20 protein-coding genes are annotated in these 18,475 nt (G+C 60.9%); 10 read left to right on the forward strand and 10 right to left on the reverse strand.

Annotation, left to right across the window (positions count from 1 at the left end):
* Positions 1-471: aldehyde dehydrogenase family protein (locus HFK74_RS24000; RefSeq protein WP_180205656.1), on the forward strand; the 471-nt coding region annotated here is incomplete at its 5' end.
* 195 nt (positions 472-666) lie between these two features.
* On the forward strand, positions 667-1,116 hold the full coding sequence (locus HFK74_RS24005; RefSeq protein WP_180205657.1) for a cupin domain-containing protein: 450 nt from the start codon (positions 667-669) through the stop codon (positions 1,114-1,116).
* Between the two features lie 6 nt (positions 1,117-1,122).
* On the opposite strand, the gene HFK74_RS24010 is transcribed toward HFK74_RS24005, so the two are convergent.
* Entirely contained in the window at positions 1,123-2,385 is a 1,263-nt protein-coding gene (locus tag HFK74_RS24010) for an MFS transporter (RefSeq protein ID WP_180205658.1), read from the reverse strand.
* A gap of 134 nt (positions 2,386-2,519) precedes the next feature.
* Here HFK74_RS24010 and HFK74_RS24015 point away from each other — a divergent pair, with 134 nt between their 5' ends.
* A complete protein-coding gene (locus tag HFK74_RS24015) occupies positions 2,520-3,410 on the forward strand; it encodes a LysR family transcriptional regulator (protein ID WP_180205659.1) in 891 nt (296 codons plus the stop codon).
* An 8-nt stretch (positions 3,411-3,418) separates the two neighbouring features.
* Here HFK74_RS24015 and HFK74_RS24020 read toward each other — a convergent pair whose 3' ends face one another.
* Entirely contained in the window at positions 3,419-3,676 is a 258-nt protein-coding gene (locus HFK74_RS24020) for a hypothetical protein (RefSeq protein ID WP_180205660.1), read from the reverse strand.
* A 297-nt stretch (positions 3,677-3,973) separates the two neighbouring features.
* On the opposite strand from HFK74_RS24020, the gene HFK74_RS24025 reads away from it, so the two are divergent.
* Together HFK74_RS24025 and HFK74_RS24030 are read left to right on the forward strand one after the other, a co-directional pair.
* Positions 3,974-5,041, forward strand: coding sequence for a hypothetical protein (locus HFK74_RS24025; protein ID WP_180205661.1), 1,068 nt, complete (start codon positions 3,974-3,976; stop codon positions 5,039-5,041).
* A 17-nt stretch (positions 5,042-5,058) separates the two neighbouring features.
* The gene (locus HFK74_RS24030) at positions 5,059-5,412 is read left to right on the forward strand and encodes a DUF1428 domain-containing protein (RefSeq protein ID WP_180205662.1); all 354 of its coding nucleotides are present in this window, start codon (positions 5,059-5,061) and stop codon (positions 5,410-5,412) included.
* 14 nt (positions 5,413-5,426) lie between these two features.
* Here HFK74_RS24030 and HFK74_RS24035 read toward each other — a convergent pair whose 3' ends face one another.
* Positions 5,427-5,621, reverse strand: coding sequence for a hypothetical protein (locus HFK74_RS24035; RefSeq protein WP_180205663.1), 195 nt, complete (start codon positions 5,619-5,621; stop codon positions 5,427-5,429).
* 111 nt (positions 5,622-5,732) lie between these two features.
* Here HFK74_RS24035 and thpR point away from each other — a divergent pair, with 111 nt between their 5' ends.
* The gene (thpR, locus tag HFK74_RS24040; protein WP_180205664.1) at positions 5,733-6,272 is read left to right on the forward strand and encodes an RNA 2',3'-cyclic phosphodiesterase; all 540 of its coding nucleotides are present in this window, start codon (positions 5,733-5,735) and stop codon (positions 6,270-6,272) included.
* A 287-nt stretch (positions 6,273-6,559) separates the two neighbouring features.
* Here the strand turns inward: thpR and HFK74_RS24045 are convergent, their stop codons facing one another.
* The 5 genes from HFK74_RS24045 to HFK74_RS24065 all read right to left on the reverse strand — a co-directional run bounded on the left by HFK74_RS24045 (position 6,560) and on the right by HFK74_RS24065 (position 11,862).
* Positions 6,560-7,657, reverse strand: coding sequence for a polyamine ABC transporter substrate-binding protein (locus tag HFK74_RS24045; RefSeq protein ID WP_008063754.1), 1,098 nt, complete (start codon positions 7,655-7,657; stop codon positions 6,560-6,562).
* A 184-nt stretch (positions 7,658-7,841) separates the two neighbouring features.
* Positions 7,842-8,726 carry an ABC transporter permease subunit gene (locus tag HFK74_RS24050; RefSeq protein WP_180205665.1) on the reverse strand — a complete coding sequence of 295 codons (885 nt, stop codon included), beginning with the start codon at positions 8,724-8,726 and terminating at the stop codon, positions 7,842-7,844.
* Positions 8,723-9,604 (reverse strand): ABC transporter permease subunit, encoded by an 882-nt coding sequence (locus HFK74_RS24055; RefSeq protein WP_162831853.1) that lies wholly within the window; start codon positions 9,602-9,604, stop codon positions 8,723-8,725. Before HFK74_RS24055 ends, HFK74_RS24050 begins: the two co-directional genes overlap by 4 nt.
* 29 nt (positions 9,605-9,633) lie before the next feature.
* The gene (gene potA / locus HFK74_RS24060) at positions 9,634-10,776 is read right to left on the reverse strand and encodes a polyamine ABC transporter ATP-binding protein (RefSeq protein WP_008063760.1); all 1,143 of its coding nucleotides are present in this window, start codon (positions 10,774-10,776) and stop codon (positions 9,634-9,636) included.
* A gap of 324 nt (positions 10,777-11,100) precedes the next feature.
* Complete coding sequence (locus HFK74_RS24065; RefSeq protein ID WP_180205666.1) at positions 11,101-11,862, reverse strand: gamma-glutamyl-gamma-aminobutyrate hydrolase family protein; 762 nt, start codon at positions 11,860-11,862, stop codon at positions 11,101-11,103.
* Positions 11,863-12,142: 280 nt separating this feature from the next.
* Between HFK74_RS24065 and HFK74_RS24070 the strand changes: the two genes are divergently transcribed.
* From HFK74_RS24070 to HFK74_RS24085, 4 genes are all read left to right on the forward strand, one after another.
* The gene (locus HFK74_RS24070) at positions 12,143-13,519 is read left to right on the forward strand and encodes a glutamine synthetase family protein (protein ID WP_008063763.1); all 1,377 of its coding nucleotides are present in this window, start codon (positions 12,143-12,145) and stop codon (positions 13,517-13,519) included.
* Between the two features lie 180 nt (positions 13,520-13,699).
* Positions 13,700-15,190, forward strand: a complete 1,491-nt coding sequence (locus HFK74_RS24075; protein ID WP_180205667.1) for an aldehyde dehydrogenase — start codon at positions 13,700-13,702, stop codon at positions 15,188-15,190.
* A gap of 52 nt (positions 15,191-15,242) precedes the next feature.
* Positions 15,243-16,526: an FAD-binding oxidoreductase gene (locus HFK74_RS24080; protein ID WP_180205668.1), complete on the forward strand. Its 1,284-nt coding sequence runs from the start codon at positions 15,243-15,245 to the stop codon at positions 16,524-16,526.
* Between the two features lie 338 nt (positions 16,527-16,864).
* Entirely contained in the window at positions 16,865-17,413 is a 549-nt protein-coding gene (locus HFK74_RS24085) for a cupin domain-containing protein (RefSeq protein ID WP_007895886.1), read from the forward strand.
* Positions 17,414-17,440: 27 nt separating this feature from the next.
* Here the strand turns inward: HFK74_RS24085 and HFK74_RS24090 are convergent, their stop codons facing one another.
* Positions 17,441-17,635 (reverse strand): PLDc N-terminal domain-containing protein, encoded by a 195-nt coding sequence (locus HFK74_RS24090; RefSeq protein ID WP_180205669.1) that lies wholly within the window; start codon positions 17,633-17,635, stop codon positions 17,441-17,443.
* Positions 17,636-17,702: 67 nt separating this feature from the next.
* A complete protein-coding gene (locus HFK74_RS24095; RefSeq protein ID WP_180205670.1) occupies positions 17,703-18,128 on the reverse strand; it encodes a hypothetical protein in 426 nt (141 codons plus the stop codon).
* Between the last annotated feature and the right edge of the window lie 347 nt (positions 18,129-18,475).

The following is an 18,475-nucleotide window of genomic DNA, read 5'->3' on the forward strand; positions in this document are numbered from 1 at the left end:
CTGGGCGCCATGGTCAGCCGGGCGCATTACGAGAAAGTCCGCTCCTACCTGGAGCAGGCGGGTATCGAGAAACTGCGGGTGGTTTTCGGCGGCAACACCCAGGGCGATATCTTCGTCGAGCCTACCGTGGTCGATGGCGTGGGCACCGACAGCAAGCTGTTCCAGGAAGAGATCTTCGGCCCGGTGCTCGCCGTCACGACCTTCACCACCCTCGACGAAGCCATCGCCTTGGCCAATGACTCGGTGTATGGCCTGGCTGCCTCGGTCTACACCGACAACCTGCGCCACGCCATCAAGCTGTCGCGTGAAATCCGCGCCGGCATCGTCACGGTCAACTGCTTCGGTGAAGGCGATGCCTCGACACCGTTTGGCGGCTACAAGGAGTCCGGGTTTGGCGGACGCGACAAGTCGATCTGGGCGCACGATCAGTACACCGAGATCAAGACGATCTGGATTGATGCATCTGAGTAAAGGGGCAGATCGACACATTCATCCCGATCATCCGCAAGGAGGTCGGGATGACTGCGTATCGCAACGTATCTGCCGTTCACAAAGCTACAGTCGCATACAAAAACCGGGGTGACAGGACACGCAGGGGTTACACGGCGAGCGCGTAATGCAACCGCCGCCTAACGGCTTTTACCTTGCGCACACTGGAGAACCACCATGTCCCGAACCCCCACCCGCTACGCGGCAGGCCTGCTCGGCGTTGCCCTCGTCACTGCCACACTGAGCGTTTTCACCGGCCTTGCCCAGGCCCAGGAGGCGGGTCAGCCGCCAGCAAAAAACTGGCAGGCCGGTCTCAAGCGCACGGACCTGGTGCGCCGTGACCTGGATGTCGCCGGGCGCGAAGTCATCCAGGTGCGCGTTGATTTCGATCAAGGCGTGGTGTCGCCGAAACACTCGCACCCCGGGGTAGAAGTGGCCTACGTCATCGACGGCACGTTTGAATATCAACTCGAAGGGCAGCCGCCCGTCACCCTCAAGGCCGGTGACTCCTTGTACATCCCTGCCGGCACCGCCCATGTGGCCAAGAACGTCGGGCAGGGCAAGGCATCGGAACTGGCGACCTACATCGTCAAGAAAGACACGCCGCTGGTGGTGCTGGAGCAGTAAGCGCCTTCACCGTGCATCAGCCTGCCTGCGCCACGCGATCAGGCAGGCGATGACGATCAACCCCAGCGCCACCAGAAAGGTCGTGCGCAGGCCGCTGGCAATGGCCTGCGGGTGCGCGGTGCCGATGTCGACCGCCTTTGAGGCCAGGGCGAACACGGCGCCCATCGCCGAGGCCCCGGTGACCAGCCCCAGATTGCGCGAAAGGTTGAGCAGGCCGGACACCACACCGCGTTGATCGGCCGGCACGTCGAGCATGACCGCGGTGTTGTTGGCGGTCTGGAACAGCGCATAGCCCAGAGTGACGACGACCATGGGGGCGAGGTAGCCGCTGACGCCGAACGTTTCGGGCACGACCGACAACATCATGCAGCCGAACGCCATGCCCAGGAGCCCAACGAGGGTCATGCCGGGGGCACCGCAACGATCGACGAGGCGCCCGGCGGGCACACCGGTCAGCGCGGCGACCAGCGGCCCGACCGACAATACCAGGCCGATCTCCACAGTCGTCAATCCCAGGGTCTGCGAGAGGTAGAACGGACCAACCAGCAGCGTGGTCATCATCACGCTCGTCACCAGCAGGCTCATGGCGAGGCTGCCACTGAGTCGCGTATCGCGAAACAGGGCCAGCAACAGCGTGCCCAGCGAATCGAAACCCGTACGCCCGGTTGCCGCGGGGCGATCCCCGGGCAAATAGCGTTGTGCGAGCAGCCATGTCGACAGACCCAGGGGCACGCAGACGAGGAACATCGAGCGCCAGCCGAATTCGCCGATGAGCACACCTCCGAGCGCCGGGCCCATCGCGGTGCCAATGGCCGACATGGTTCCCAGCAGGCCCATGGCGCCACCGGTCTTGCCCTTGGCCACCGTCTCGCCGACAAACGCGATGGTCAGCGTCATCATGACCGCCGCGCCCAGGCCTTGCAGTGCCCTGGCAGCGATCAGCAGGCCCAGATTGGGTGCCAGGCCGCACAAGGCCGACGCGAATGTGAACAGGGCAATGCCGCACAGCAGCAGGCGACGCCGACCGACAAGGTCACCGAGTCGACCGACACTGACGATCAAGGTGGTAATGGCCAGCAGATAGGCAATGACGACCCACTGCACCTGTTGAAAGGACGCGCTGAACGCCTGGGTCAGGGATGGCAAGCCGACGTTGGCGATGCTGGTGCCCAGCGACGACAACAACATCGCCAACGACAGGCTGGCCAGCGCCCCTTTCACAGAAGGCGTGCGTTGAGCAACTGCCGCGACTGCAGAACCGTCATTCATGTCGTGCCTCTTACCTGGCCACTCCCGATTGGAGCTATCAGAAATCTACGCCGGGACCTAATATGGCGGAAGGCGCATGGGTTGCACTTAATACGTGCATGCGACGCCATATAAGCCGTCCCTGAGGGTCACGCATGTCCACACCCGATCTCAACCTGCTGATCACCCTCGATGCCTTGCTCGCAGAAGGCAGTGTCGCCCGCGCCGCCAAACGCCTGCGCCTGAGTCCATCGGCGATGAGCAGGGCGTTGGCGCGCTTGCGCGAAACCACTGGCGATCCGCTGCTGGTCAGGGCCGGCCGCGGCCTGGTGCCTACACCACGCGCCCTGGAGTTGCGTGAGCGGGTCGGTCAGCTCGTGCAGGAGGCGCAAGCGGTGCTGCGCCCGGCCGAGCAACCCGACCTCATGCACGTGATGCGCACATTCACCTTGCGCACCAGTGAAGGCTTCGTCGAAAACTTCGGCGCCGCGCTGATCGCCCGCATCGCCGACCAGGCACCGGGCATCCGCCTGCGCTTCGTGCAAAAAACCGACAAGGACAGCACTGCCCTGCGCGACGGCACGGTCGATCTGGAAACCGGTGTGGTGGGCCAGGCCGCAGGCCCGGAGCTGCGTACCCAAGGGTTGTTCCGCGATCGCTTCATCGGCGTGGTGCGCGCGGGACATCCGCTGTGCGAGGGTGAGATGTCGCCCGCGCGTTTTACCGCGCACAGTCACATCAGCGTGTCACGGCGGGGCGTGGAGAAGGGGGCGATCGATGAAGCCCTGGAGTCGCTCGGTCTGCAGCGGCACATCGCGACCCTGGTCGCCGGTTTCTCGACGGCGCTGGCGCTTGCCCGATCCTGCGATCTGATTGCCAGCGTGCCCGAGCGCCATACCGCCAATCTGCGCTTGGGCATGCACAGCTTTGCACTGCCGCTATCGCTGCCGGAAATTACCGTGGCGATGCTTTGGCATCCTCGACTGGATGCCGATCCAGTGCATCGATGGTTGCGCGAATGCCTGAGGGAAGTTTGTGCGCAATAAGTATTTGCTCAGAAGTGATTGCGACGGGCACTGGCGGCGAACTCAGTCGCCAGCAAATGCTCGGCCAGCACATCGTTGAGAAAGCGGAACTGATCGTTGAGCCCGACCACTTCGTTGCTGAAGTGATGACCGGCTGCCGGAATCAACAGCGCCTCGAATTTTTCGTCGAACATCAGGGTCAATACTTTACGAGACTCGAATTGCTGCGAGTAGTAGTTGTTGCCGAACACCGGGAAGCTCACGGCCAGGGTGACGTGGGTGATCATGACGCGTGCTCCTCGGAAAGGACGAACCAGCCGAATACGCTCAACGTGAAGGCCGTCAGGGCCAGGCAGGTCAGGAGATGGATCAGCATGGTTTCGACCCTCCGCTACAGGGTTGGGTGTTGGGTTGAAATTGATCCTACGCTGACGGCTGGTGGGCGGAAGGCAATCGTGGCGATGGTGAATATCGATGCGAGTGATGGTCGGATCTGAGCGGGCAACCGCCGCCACCTATACTCAAATCAGGGGCATCAGGGCGCCGGACATTCCGTTCGGCTCACACTTCAGGAAACCGCGATCTTGAACCTGCGTTCGCTGATCGTCGTCGTGCTGTTGGTACTGGCGGGATGCGTCACGCCCCCGCCTGCCCCGGTGGAAGTGCCACAGATCATGGTTTCTCCGAGCACCTGGCAACAAGTGGACCGGGAGATCATCGATGCCTCGCAAGCGGCCACCGAACAGGCAAAGATCTACGCGCATGGAGCCATGGATTACTGGCGTACCCGGGTGTATCAGCTGACCGAAGAAAACTTCATCCCCTGGTTCAGCAGTTACTGGACCCAGGAATGGCTGTCGATGAAAGTCAGTTGGTACGCCATCAGCAGTTCCAAAGACGAGCAAGATGCCTCGGCCAAGCGCCTGGCGGCTTACTTGCTGGAGAAGTATCAGGAAAAAGTGTTGGCCCCGGCGGCGCTCGAGGTTGACCCGGATTCGATCCTCACCCTGGCCGCGGCGTTTTACCTGGACATTCTCAAGGAGGAACTGCAGAAGATTTCCCAGCGCCATGGCATACCGATGGCCCAGCTCAATGGCCGCATCCGGAAAATTCCCGCGATTGCCCTCGGGCCACCGCCCGCCCGGGACGCCTCGCTGTACCAGGTGGTACACACCGAGCAGCTGACCGCGCTGCCGGCGTACGCCGCGCTGGTCGACAAGGTGCACAAGGCCGGAGGCGACAAGGGGGTGGGTTCGACCGACACCGCCATGGCGCCGGTGGCCAAGCGCGCCAGTCAACGGATTGAAGCCGAGATGGCCCCGCGAGGGGCGGCCAGTGCGGTAGCGGCGGCCGCCGGGAAACTGGCCGGTGCGTTGATCTCCGTCGGCGTCGCGGGCGTTCGGGCGATCATCCAGGCCAACGACCGGCCAGACAGCGAAGCGCTGATTCGCAGCAGCCTGGGCAACACGTTCGACAAGGCCTGGACGAAGCTGCTGCAGAACCCGACCACCGGTGTGATGGCGGGCACGCTATACATGGCCTCGCAGATAGAAGGGAGCCTGGCGCAGAGCGCCCAACCGTCGGTCGGTTCGAGCGCGGGATCTGTCGATTGGAGTCCTTCCCAGTCGACTAATCAGCAGATCAACCCATGACCCAAGGAGAACACCCCATGTCTTATGTCGATGGTTTTGTCGCTGCCGTGCCCACCGCCAACCGCGAAAAATTCAAGAAGCACGCCGAGATGGCCGCTGCCATTTTCATGGAGAACGGCGCCCTTAGCCTCGCAGAGTGCTGGGGCGACGACGTCCCTGACGGCAAGCTGACCTCGTTCCCGATGGCGGTAAAACTCAAGGAGGACGAAACCGTGGTGTTTTCCTGGATCGTCTGGCCGGACAAACCCACCCGTGACGCCGGGATGGCGAAACTGATGACCGATCCGCGGGTACAACCCGACGTCAATCCCATGCCATTCGATGGTCAACGGATGATTTTCGGCGGTTTTGAAATGATCGTGAAGGCTTGAACCGAATCGCCGGCTCACTCCGCCGACGGGGTGATCCGGCAACTCTTGCGGTTGCGGATTTCGTCATCGGTCGGTCGCTCGCGGACGAACTCGAAACGCGGCTCGCCTTCGCTGTAATGCACCAGCCAGCCCCATTCCAGCTTGAGTTCGTCCTGACCGGGTTCAGGCGGCTTCGCCCACCAGGGTTCCTTGCTGAGGATCTGTCGCATGCTTCCCTCCGGTTGCTTCGCTTGCATCAACTATAACGTGCATGCCGGCAGATGCCAGGAAGGGGCTTGCCGGTTGTAGACTCAAGGCAATTCCCGGCAGAGATACCTGGCATGAATGACGAAACCCATGAACCGTTCAAACGGTTGTTTTTCGCCCTGGATTGCGCACCGGCGCAGCGCAAGGCCATCGCCCAATGGCGCAGCGCCTTGCAACTGCGCAGCGGGCGTCCGGTGCCGGTCGAGAATTTTCATCTGACCTTGAAGTTCCTGGGGGCGGTCGGGATCGCGCAGATTGCCGAGGTCTGCAAGGCTGCGGCTTCTGTGCGCACGTCGGATAAACGCCTGGTCGTGGAGCTCGATCGCCTGGATGTCTGGCGCAGGGCAGGGGTCCTGGTGCTGGCGCCCGAGCAGGCATCGCCGGCGTTGTTGCGGCTGGTGTATGACCTGGAGCAGGCCATGTTGCCCTTTGTCCTTGCGGATACACCCCGGGAATTTCGCCCGCACTTGACCCTGGCGCGGGACTATCGGGCGCCGGTGCCGGAGTCCGACACGCCACCGGAATTTGTCCTGCGTGCCGAGCGTTTCACCTTGTTCGAATCGCACAAGGGCCGTTACCGGGCGTTGGCTGAGTGGCCGTTGGGCGGTGTTTGATGCAAAGCTGGAACGCGGAGCGTCCCTTGAGGCATTCCCACGCAGAGCGTGGGAACGATCACAAAAAAAGGCGCCCGAGGGCGCCAAACTTCACCTTAACCGAGGAGCCAGGTGAGGGATGCAGCGGTGGTAAGGCGCTGCATGAATAGAAAAGTTAAAGCTGAAATCCAGGTTGAATGTCATGGCCTCTTCGCGAGCAGGCTCGCTCCCACAGGGGGACGCATTTCATTGTGGGAGCGAGCCTGCTCGCGAAGGCGGCATCAAGTTCAACACTTATGTGCAGTGAATTACTGACCCAACTTCACCTTGGTCCAGCCCCGGGTCATCACTCGCTGCACGCCAATCGGCTGGTCAGGAATGGCATACAAGGTCGCCATCACCGCTTCAGGCGGATACGAGCCCGGGTCGTTGCGAATCGCCTCATCCACCAACGGCGTTGCGGCCGCGTTGGCGTTGCTGTAGCCGATGTTGTTGGTGATCTCGGCGATGATGTCCGGGCGCATCAGGAAGTTCATGAACAGGTAGGCGTTCTCGACGTTGGCGGCATCGCGCGGGATGGCGACCATGTCGTAGAAACTGCCGGCGCCTTCTTTCGGGATGCTGTAGTCGATCTTCACCTTGTCCCCGGCTTCCTCGGCGCGGGCCTTGGCTTGCAGTACGTCGCCGGAATAACCGACGGCCACGCAGATGTTGCCGTTGGCCAGGTCGGAGATGTACTTGGACGAATGGAAATACGCCACCGACGGGCGGATTTTCATGAACAGTGCTTCGGCTTCAGCGATGTGCGCCTTGTCCTGATCGTTCACCGGGTAGCCCAGGTAGTGCAGGGCGGCCGGGATCATCTCGGTGGGCGAGTCGAGGAAACTGATGCCGCAGGCTTTGAGTTTTTCAGCATTTTCCGGCTTGAACAGCAGGTCCCAGGAATTGGTCGGGGCATTGGTGCCGAGCACTTCCTTGACCTTCTGCGGGTTGAAGCCGATGCCGATCGAGCCCCACATGTACGGGAAGGCGTGGGCGTTGTCCGGGTCGCTGGCGGAGGCGTTTTTCAACAGCACCGGATTGAGGTTCTGCCAGTTGGGCAGCTTCGACTTGTCCAGTTCCTGATAGACCCCGGCCTTGATCTGCTTGGCCAGGAAACTGTTGGACGGCACGACGATGTCGTAGCCGGACTTGCCCGCCAGCAAGCGGGCTTCAAGGGTTTCGTTGCTGTCGAACACATCGTAGGTCACGCGGATGCCGGTCTCGTCTTCGAACTTCTTGACGGTGTCCGGTGCAATGTAATCCGACCAGTTATAGACGCGCAGAACCTTGTCATTGGCCTGGGCGCCCGAGGCGATCGCGCCCAATAAGGACAGTGTCAGCAGAGTCCTGCCAAACATTTTCATCGGTACAACTCCATTTCTTTTCTTATTCAAAATCACACGGCACACATCTGTGGCTGGAACGCTTGCGCGCTCCTCTGTAGGAGCGAGCCTGCTCGCGAAAAACTCAATGACGACGCGTTCATTCAGATTGCCCGCGTCATCGTTGACGTCCATCGCGAGCAGGCTCGCTCCTACAGGGGTGGTTCTAGGCCGTTGCTCCGACCATTTGCTTTTTCGGTTGTTGCCAGGATTCGCTTGCGGTCTGGTCCATCGCTTCCTGGATCGCCCGTTTACGGCTGGCTTCGGCACGGCGGCTGAAGTACCAGACCATGAAGGTCACGATCGACACGGCCAACAGGATCAGGCTGGCCACGGCGTTGATCTCGGGCTTCACGCCCAGGCGCACCGCCGAGAACACTTCCATCGGCAGGGTGGTGGAACCCGGGCCCGAGACGAAGCTTGCCAGTACCAGGTCATCCAGCGACAGGGCGAACGACATCATGCCGCCGGCCGCCAGTGACGGCGCGATCATCGGGATGGTGATCAGGAAAAACACCTTGAATGGCTTGGCACCCAGGTCCATGGCCGCTTCTTCGATGGACAGGTCCAGCTCGCGAAGGCGGGCGGAGACTACCACTGCAACGTAGGCGGCACAAAACGTGGTGTGGGCGATCCAGATCGTGACGATGCCACGCTCCATCGGCCAGCCGATCAACTGTGCCATGGCCACGAACAGCAGCAACAGCGACAGACCGGTGATCACTTCCGGCATCACCAGCGGCGCGGTCACCAGGCCACCGAACAGCGTGCGGCCCTTGAAGCGCGTGACGCGGGTCAACACGAACGCGGCTAGCGTCCCCAGTGCGACGGCTGCAATCGCGGTGTAGCAGGCGATTTCCAGCGAGCGCACCACCGAGCCCATCAGTTGCGAGTTGTCGAGCAGGCCGGCGTACCACTTGAACGACCAGCCACCCCACACCGTCACCAGCTTGGAGGCGTTGAACGAGTAGATCACCAGGATCAGCATCGGCAGGTAGATGAACGACAGGCCGAAAATCAGCATGAACTTTGAAAATCCGAAGCGTTTCATCCCCGTGCCTCCATCTCTTTGGCCTGACTGCGGTTGAACAGCAGAATCGGCACGATCAGAATCAACAGCATCACCACCGCCAGGGCAGACGCCACCGGCCAGTCGCGGTTATTGAAGAACTCCTGCCACAGCACACGGCCGATCATCAGGGTCTCCGGACCGCCCAGCAGTTCCGGGATCACGAACTCACCGACCACCGGAATGAACACCAGCATGCAGCCGGCGATGATGCCGTTCTTGGCCAGCGGCACGGTGATTTTCCAGAAGCTGTTGAAGGTGCTCGAACCCAAGTCCGACGCCGCTTCCAGCAGGCTCTGATCGTGTTTGACCAGGTTGGCGTAGAGCGGCAGGATCATGAACGGCAGATACGCATACACCACGCCGATGTAGACGGCAGTGTTGGTGTTGAGGATCTCGATCGGGTGATCGGTCAGCCCGATCCACATCAAGAAGCCGTTGAGCAGGCCGTTGTTGCTGAGGATGCCCATCCACGCATACACGCGGATCAGGATCGCCGTCCAGGTCGGCATCATGATCAGCAGCATCAAGACGTTTTGCGCTTCCTTGCTCGCCTTGGTAATGGCGTAGGCCATCGGAAAACCGATCACCAGGCACATCAGCGTACTGAACAGCGCGACCTTCAACGAACCGAGGTAAGCCGAGAGGTACAGCTCATCTTCGCCCAGCAGCGTGTAGTTGCCGATGTTGAGCAGCAGGTTGAATTTCTGCTCGGCGTAGGTGTAGATCTCCGAGTAGGGCGGAATGGCCAGGGCAGCTTCGGAGAAGCTGATCTTCATCACCAGGAAGAACGGCAGCATGAAGAACAGGCACAGCCACAGGAACGGGATGCCGATGACGAGCTTTCGACCGCTGGGCACCAGGCGCAGGAATTGCTGATTGAAGGTTCTCATGCGCGCAGTACCACGCCGCTGTCGTCTTCCCACCACACGTAGACCTGATCGTCCCAGGTCGGACGTGCACCACGGCGTTCGGCGTTGGCCATGAACGATTGCACTACCTTGCCGCCAGGCAGTTCGACGTAAAACACCGAATGGCCGCCGAGGTAGGCGATGTCATGCACTTTGCCGCTGGACCAGTTGTAGCGGGCGTCGGGCTTGGTGGTGCTGACCAGCAGTTTTTCCGGGCGGATGGCGTAGGTGATCGACTTGTCCTCTACCGAGGTGCTGACGCCGTGACCGACGTAGATCTTCTGCTCCAGGTCCTTGCTGTGAATGATCGCGTGACCTTCCAGGTCTTCCACCACCGTGCCTTCGAACGCGTTCACGTTGCCGATGAACTCGCAGACCATGCGGCTGACGGGGGCTTCATAGATGTCGACCGGGCTGCCGATCTGGGCGATCCAGCCCAGGTGCATGATCGCGATGCGCTGGGCCATGGTCATGGCTTCTTCCTGGTCGTGGGTCACCATCACGCAAGTCACGCCGACGCGCTCGATGATCTCCACCAGTTCCAGCTGCATTTGCGAGCGCAGTTTCTTATCCAGCGCACCCATGGGTTCGTCGAGCAACAACAGCTTTGGACGCTTGGCCAGGGAGCGGGCCAATGCCACGCGCTGGCGCTGGCCGCCGGACAACTGATGGGGTTTGCGCTTGGCGTACTGGGTCATGTGCACCAGGCGCAGCATTTCTTCGACCCGGGCATCGATTTCACTGGCGGGCAAACGGTCCTGCTTGAGGCCGAAGGCGATGTTCTGCGCCACGGTCATGTGCGGGAACAAGGCATAGGACTGGAACATCATGTTGATCGGCCGCTCGTACGGCGGCATGTCGGTGATGTCCACGCCGTCGAGCAGGATGCGCCCTTCAGTCGGGCGCTCGAAGCCGGCGAGCATGCGCAGCAGCGTCGATTTACCGGAACCGGAACCACCGAGCAGGGCAAAGATCTCGCCCTGATGGATTTCCAGGGACACATCGTCCACTGCGGTGGTCTCGTCGAACTTCTTGGTGACGCGGTCGACTTTCACCAACACCTTTTTCGGTGCCTGGTGACCTTCAAGAGCCTTCCTGTAGATGCTGGAGGCGTTTGCCATGTGAAACTCCCAACAGGTTTCAGTCGCCGGGCCAACGTGGCCTGGCTTAATAGTTGATTGCAAACCCGAGTCTTATGCAGGTCCCTGTAGGAGCTGGCTTGCCAGCGAAGAGGCTCTTGCAGGCAACATCAATGTTGCCTGTCAGGTTGCCTTCGCTGGCAAGCCAGCTCCTACAGGGAATCTCCACCCATCGGGTTTATCCGGTGCCGCCTTCCTGGCTGCGGTACTTGTTGTTATTGCAGTGTGTTGTTGTCGTGGGCGGCGGGCGCGCAAAGGCACGCCCGCCGTTCACGGGGGCAGTAAATGGATTAATCGCTTGTTACGTCAGCGTGCGTTACGCAGCGCCGCCCGTTGTCGGCACGCGTCACCAAACGCCTGGAAAATTTTCAGATACGGAGGGTTATCAAGAACCTGCCATTCCGGGTGCCATTGCACACCGAGGGCGAAGGCCTTGCTGTGCTCCACCGAGACCGCTTCGATCAGGCCATCCGGCGCGAGCGCTTCGGCGCGCAGGCCGGGCGCGAGTCGATCGATGCCCTGGCTGTGAATCGAATTGACCTGGAACTGCGGGGGCAGGTCCAGCGCCTGGAACACGCCGCCGGGCTGCACACTGACCGCATGCGCCGCTGCGTATTGCACCGCCAGGTCTGGATGGTCGGCTTCGCGGTGATCGAGGAAGCCGGGCAGTTCATGGACCTTCTGGTGCAGGCTGCCACCGAACGCCACGTTCATCTCCTGAAAGCCGCGGCAGATGCCGAGCACCGGAACGCCAGCGGCAATCGCCGCGCGGATCAGGGGAAGGGTGGTGCGATCCCGCTGGGGATCGTGTTCGGTGCCGGGCGCGCTGTCGGGGCCTTGATAGTGGAAGGGTTCCACATTTGACGGCGAGCCGGTCAGCAACAGACCGTCGAGCTGCGGTAGCAGGTCTTCGATTTCGGTCAGGTCGCCTAAGGAAGGAATAACGACGGGCAGCCCCAGCGCCGCAACGCTGACAGCACGCAAGTACTTGTCGCCGCTGACGTGGTAGGGGTGCAGGCCAATCTGTTTGACGCATGCAGTAACGCCGATCAATGGCTTGAATGCCATTTTTATCACCTCGAAGTTTCACACTTGAACGAGCTTTTCCGGAGCTTAGCCTTGTTGATTTTAATTAACAACTCTCATGTAAAAAATTCTAAACGCCGCACGTCCGAATGCGAGGATTTACGCGTGTTCCAAGGATGTTCTGGCACTCTCGTACCCCTGAGAGGCCCGAAAATAAACGTTTAAAGGTGGGGTGTTCGCTATTGACTTCACTTTGCCTTTCGGATTGACTGGCTACGTGAAAGGGCGGTGAACATAATAATTAACAGCTAATAGGTGCATCATGTCGGTCCCTCTGCGTACCGTTCAACTCAACGAAGCAAACGCATTCCTTAAGAAATATCCTGAGGTTTTGTACGTCGACCTTCTGATTGCGGATATGAACGGTGTGGTGCGCGGCAAGCGCATCGAACGCACCAGTCTTCATAAGGTTTACGAGAAAGGCATCAACCTGCCGGCGTCCCTGTTTGCTCTGGACATCAATGGCTCCACGGTGGAAAGCACCGGCCTGGGTCTGGACATCGGCGACTCCGACCGGATCTGCTACCCGATTCCTGGCACCCTGAGCATCGAGCCTTGGCAGAAGCGCCCAACCGCGCAACTGTTGATGACCATGCACGAACTCGAAGGCCAACCGTTCTTCGCCGACCCGCGCGAAGTGTTGGCCAATGTAGTGCGCAAGTTCGACGACATGGGCCTGACCATCTGCGCCGCGTTCGAACTCGAGTTCTACCTGATCGACCAGGACAACGTGAACGGCCGTCCGCAGTCGCCACGTTCGCCGGTGTCCGGCAAGCGTCCGATGTCGACCCAGGTGTACCTGATCGACGACCTCGACGAATACGTCGACTGCCTGCAGGACATCCTCGAAGGCGCGAAAGAGCAGGGCATCCCGGCTGACGCCATCGTCAAGGAAAGCGCCCCGGCGCAGTTCGAAGTCAACCTGCACCACGTGGCCGACCCTATAAAGGCCTGCGACTACGCGGTGCTGCTCAAGCGTCTGGTGAAAAACATCGCCTACGACCACGAGATGGACACCACCTTCATGGCCAAGCCGTATCCGGGCCAGGCAGGTAACGGTCTGCACGTGCACATTTCGATTCTCGACAAGGAAGGCAACAACATCTTTGCCAGCGAGGATCCCGAGCAGAACGCCGCGCTGCGACACGCGATCGGCGGTGTGCTCGAGACCCTGCCCGCGCAGATGGCGTTCCTCTGCCCGAACGTCAACTCCTACCGTCGTTTCGGCGCACAGTTCTACGTGCCGAACTCGCCGAGCTGGGGCGTCGACAACCGTACCGTGGCGGTCCGCGTGCCGACCGGTTCACCGGACGCCGTGCGCATCGAGCACCGCGTGGCCGGTGCCGACGCCAACCCGTACCTGTTGATGGCTTCGGTTTTGGCCGGTGTGCACCACGGCCTGACCAACCAGATCGAACCTGGCGCTCCGGTGGAAGGCAACAGCTACGAGCAGAACGAGCAGAGCCTGCCGAACAACCTGCGCGATGCGTTGCGCGAGCTGGACGACAGCGAAGTCATGGCCAAGTACATCGACCCGATGTACATCGACGTGTTCGTGGCGTGCAAGGAAAGCGAGCTGGCCGAGTTCGAGAACTCCATCTCCGACCTTGAGTACAACTGGTACTTGCACACGGTCTAAAGGCCTTCCCCAATCCCTGTAGGAGTGAGCCTGCTCGCGATAGCGTCATCACATTAAATAGTGATGGTGACTGATCCTCCGCTATCGCGAGCAGGCTCACTCCTACAGGGGGGAGGATTACCAAATTTTGATTGGCGGGCGTTCGCCTGCCATCCAAACCCCCTGCGTCGAGTCACAACCATGACAATCACTCGCAGCGACTGGGAGCAACGCTTCCAGTCCCTCAACATCGAAAGCCGTGCCTTCATTGACGGCCAATACTGCGCAGCCGCCAGCACCGCCACGTTCGAATGCATCAGCCCCGTGGACGGTCGTTTCCTGGCAAACGTTGCCAGCACCGACGAAGCCGACGCGAACGCCGCCGTAGCCGTGGCCCGTCGCACCTTCGAATCCGGCGTCTGGGCCAACCTGGCCCCGGCCGAGCGCAAGCGCACCCTGATCCGCTTCGCCGACCTGATCCTGGAAAACCGCGAAGAACTGGCGCTGCTCGAAACCCTGGACATGGGCAAGCCGATCAGCGACTCGCTGAACGTCGACATCCCGGCGACCGCCAACGCGATCCGCTGGACCGCCGAAGCCATCGACAAACTCTACGACGAAGTCGCCGCCACGCCCCACGATCAGCTTGGCCTGGTGACTCGCGAACCCGCCGGCGTGGTCGCGGCCATCGTGCCGTGGAACTTCCCGCTGATCATGGCCAGCTGGAAGTTCGCCCCGGCCCTGGCGATGGGCAACTCGTTCATCCTCAAGCCTTCGGAAAAGTCGCCGCTGACTGCTATACGCATCGCGCAGCTGGCGCTGGACGCGGGCATCCCCAAAGGCGTGTTCAACGTCCTGCCGGGCTTCGGCCACACCGTTGGCAAGGCGCTGGCGTTGCACATGGACGTCGACGTACTGGCCTTCACCGGCTCCACGGCGATTGCCAAGCAACTGATGATCTACGCCGGGCAAAGCAACATGAAACGCGTCTGGGCTGAAGCCGGTGGCAAGAGCGCCAACGTGGTGTTCGCCGATGCACCGGACCTGCGCTCCGCAGCGCAGGGTGCCGCCGCCGCCATTGCTTTCAACCAGGGCGAAGTCTGCACCGCCGGCTCGCGTTTGCTGGTGGAGCGCTCGATCCGGGATCAGTTCATCCCGTTGCTGGTGGAAGCCCTGCAAGGCTGGAAACCGGGGCACGCGCTCGATCCTGCGACCACCGTTGGCGCGGTGGTGGATCAACGTCAACTGGACAACGTGCTGCGCTACATCGACATCGGCAAGGAGCAGGGCGCCCAGTTGATCGCGGGCGGCAACCGCACCCTCGAAGACACCGGCGGCCTGTACGTGGAACCGGCGATTTTTGACGGCGTGAGCAACGCCATGACCATCGCCCAGGAAGAAATTTTCGGCCCGGTGCTGTCGGTCATCACCTTCGATACCTTCGATGAAGCCCTGGCGATTGCCAACGACAGCATCTACGGCCTGGCCGCTGGCGTGTGGACCCGCAACCTGAGCAAGGCCCACACCTTCGCCCGTGGCCTGCGTGCGGGCAGCATCTGGGTCAACCAGTACGACGGCGGCGACATGACCGCGCCGTTCGGTGGCTACAAGCAGTCGGGCAACGGTCGGGACAAATCGCTGCATGCGTTCGACAAGTACACAGAGCTTAAAGCGACCTGGATCAAGCTCTAATAACAATAAAGCGGCGGTCGCCGGCAACCTGCGGCGGCCATCGGAGAAACCTATGAAACAAGCACATGTAAACAGCTACTACGCCGCCACCCGTAACTTCACCGGTGATTTCCCGGTGCTGGAAGGCGCGGTGGACTGCGACGTCTGCGTGATCGGCGCCGGCTACACCGGTCTGTCCTCGGCGCTGTTCCTCGCCGAAGCGGGCTACAGCGTCACCGTGCTCGAGGCGGCCAAGGTCGGCTTCGGCGCCAGCGGTCGTAACGGCGGGCAACTGGTCAACTCCTACAGCCGCGACGTCGATGTCATCGAAGAGCGCTATGGCGACAAGACCGCCGAAATCCTCGGCAGCATGATTTTCGAAGGCGCCGACATCATTCGTCAGCGCATACAGCACTACGACATCCAGTGCGACTACCGTCCCGGTGGCATCTTTGCCGCGATGAACAACAAGCAGCTCAAAGGCCTGGCCGAGCAGAAGAAGAGCTGGGAACGCTACGGCAACAAGAACCTGAAAATGCTCGATGCGGCCGACATCAAGCGCGAAGTCGGTTCCAACGCCTACGTCGGTGGCCTGCTGGACATGCAGGGCGGCCACATTCACCCGCTGAACCTGGCCCTGGGCGAAGCCTCGGCGATCATCGGCCTGGGCGGCAAGATCTACGAGCAATCGGCGGCGGTGGAAATCACCTACGGCGAGCCGATCACCGTGCGCACCGCCAAAGGCGTGGTGAAGGCCAAGTACCTGCTGATCGCCGGTAACGCCTACCTGCCGCAGGGCCTCGACAACCGCGTGACGAGCAAGAGCATGCCGTGCGGTTCGCAAATCGTCGTGACCGAGCCACTGCCGGAAAAAGTCGCCCGCAGCCTGATCACCAACAACTATTGCGTCGAAGACTGCAACTACCTGCTCGATTACTACCGCCTGACCCGTGACAACCGCCTGCTCTACGGCGGCGGCGTGGTCTACGGCGCCCGCGAGCCGGACGACATCGAACAACTGATCCGCCCGAAAATCCTCAAGACCTTCCCGCAGCTGAAGGATGTGAAGATCGACTACCGCTGGACCGGCAACTTCCTGCTGACCATGTCGCGCATGCCGCAATTCGGCCGTATCGAGAAAAACGCCTACTACATGCAGGGCTACAGCGGTCACGGCGTCACGTGCTCGCACCTGGCCGGCAAACTGATCTCGGAAATGATCCGCGGCGACGCCGAACGTTTCGATGCGTTCGCCTCCCTGCCACACATGCCGATGATCGGCGGGCGCACGTTCTCGGCGCCGTTGACCGCCCTTGGCGCGGTGTACTACTCGCTGCGCGACCGTTTCGGCATCTAGGCTTTACCTCGCCGGCGGCATTTCCCCCAAGGGTGCCGTCGGTTTTTTAACACCTGAAACAGCGCCGTTCCCTGTGGGAGCCAGCCTGCTGGCGATGAGGCCATATCAGCCAAAATTGATGGCGCCTGACACACTGCTTTCGCGAGCAGGCTCGCTCCCACAGGTGGTGCAACTTCATGGCCAATGGCTATTTTTCCAGCCGTTTATCGAACCTGCTGAGCAACACCCACAAACGTGATTTAATAGCCGCCTTTCACGTTTCCGGGACCGGAAAACGGCGCGATCCACGCCTGCTATCCACCCCCATTACCCTTGCGTACCAAGCACATAAGGCTGTCATGGACACGGGCTCACGACTCAAATTAGTACGCGAAAGCTACAAACTGTCCCAGCGCGAGCTGGCCCGGCGTAGCGGCGTCACCAATGCCACCATTTCCCTGATCGAACAGAATCGCGTCAGTCCTTCCGTCAGCTCGCTGAAAAAGCTGCTCGAAGGCATTCCCATGTCCCTGGCCGACTTCTTCACCTTCGATCAACCGCCGCGCGAGCATCAATATGTGTTCCGCGCCAACGAACAGCCGGACCTCGGCCGCCACGGCCTGCGCCTGCTGTTGATCGGCGCGTCCGTGCCGAGCCGGCAGATGCGCCTGTTGCGCGAACAATACGCACCGGGCGCCAGTTCCGGGGAAGAGCCGATCGTGCATTCGGAAGGCGAGGAGTGCGGGCTAGTGACCCGTGGCACCGTCGAGTTGACGGTGGACGGGCAGATCAGCGTGCTCAATGCCGGTGATGGCTATTACTTTCCGACGACGTTGCCGCACCGGTTCAGGAACATCGGCGCGGACGAGGCGGAAATCATCAGTGCGAACACGCCGGCGAACTTCTGACGAGCCGGCCGAGGCGTAATCGCCGCATTACGCCTGGACAACGTGCTTGGGCCCCGCCAGGGCCCACAGGAGCAGTCCAATCAGCGGCACAAAAACGATCACCACCATCCACACCCCCTTGTTGCTGGCTTTCCCTGCGCTTTTGCGCACCCGATTGATCGCCCACAACTCAAGCACCAGCAGCACTGCCGCCGATACGATCCATAGGGTTTCTATTTGCATGAAGCACCTCCTGATAGTCCTTCAGTTAGGTGGCCGTGCAAACCCGGGGTTCATTTAATTTGCGGACTTACCTGGTCTTCCAGTGACCGCCACCGGACTCGCAATCGATCTTGGCCTGATCGATGTGCTGCGCGTCGTAGTAATAGGTGGTGACCTTGGCGCTGTCGGGAATGTTCAGTGACGTATTGTTCTTGTCCTTGCTGGTGGAATGCGGGTTGGCCAAGGATTCCTGGGTCAGCGTGGCGACGCAGGAGGCTTGATAGTGATCGGCACAGCGTTCGACCTTTTTCTTGGTTCGGGTCAGCATGTCCTTGCTCTCGTTGCTGCAGGACCAGTCGATGGAGTTGACTGGCATGCCCTCGTATTCATAACAGCTGTGGGTCTCGACCGCGGGAACGGAAGGGCTTTGCGATCGCGTCAGCACGTCACAGCCTTCAGCGACAGCCAGGCCGGGAATGAGGCTGGCGATCAGAAGCAGAAGTCGACGGTTCATCGGGGTTTCCTCTGCAATGGCGCGTTTGCGTGATCGGGAAGCGGCGCCTATAGCGTTTTGAAAACGTGGTGAGGTGCGTGGTTCCCTTCATTTCAGGTCCAACGCTGAAGCTGGGCGTGTTGCAGGCGGTAATGCTGTTCGCTTAAGCATGGGTTGTGTATAGAAACTTTGGGTGTACATATCCATTTCTGCGGTAACGGCTACTTAGGGTTTCGCCCTTACGGCGAGTCCCTTTTTCAAACGCCAAAAAGGAACCAAAAGGCTTTGCCCCACCACTCGGTGCCTCGCTTAGGCTCGGCATGCCCTCACTCCGGCATTGCTCCGTGGGTCGCCGCGATGGGCCATCC

It is taken from the genome of Pseudomonas sp. SbOxS1 (assembly GCF_013416725.1).
Classification (GTDB): domain Bacteria; phylum Pseudomonadota; class Gammaproteobacteria; order Pseudomonadales; family Pseudomonadaceae; genus Aquipseudomonas.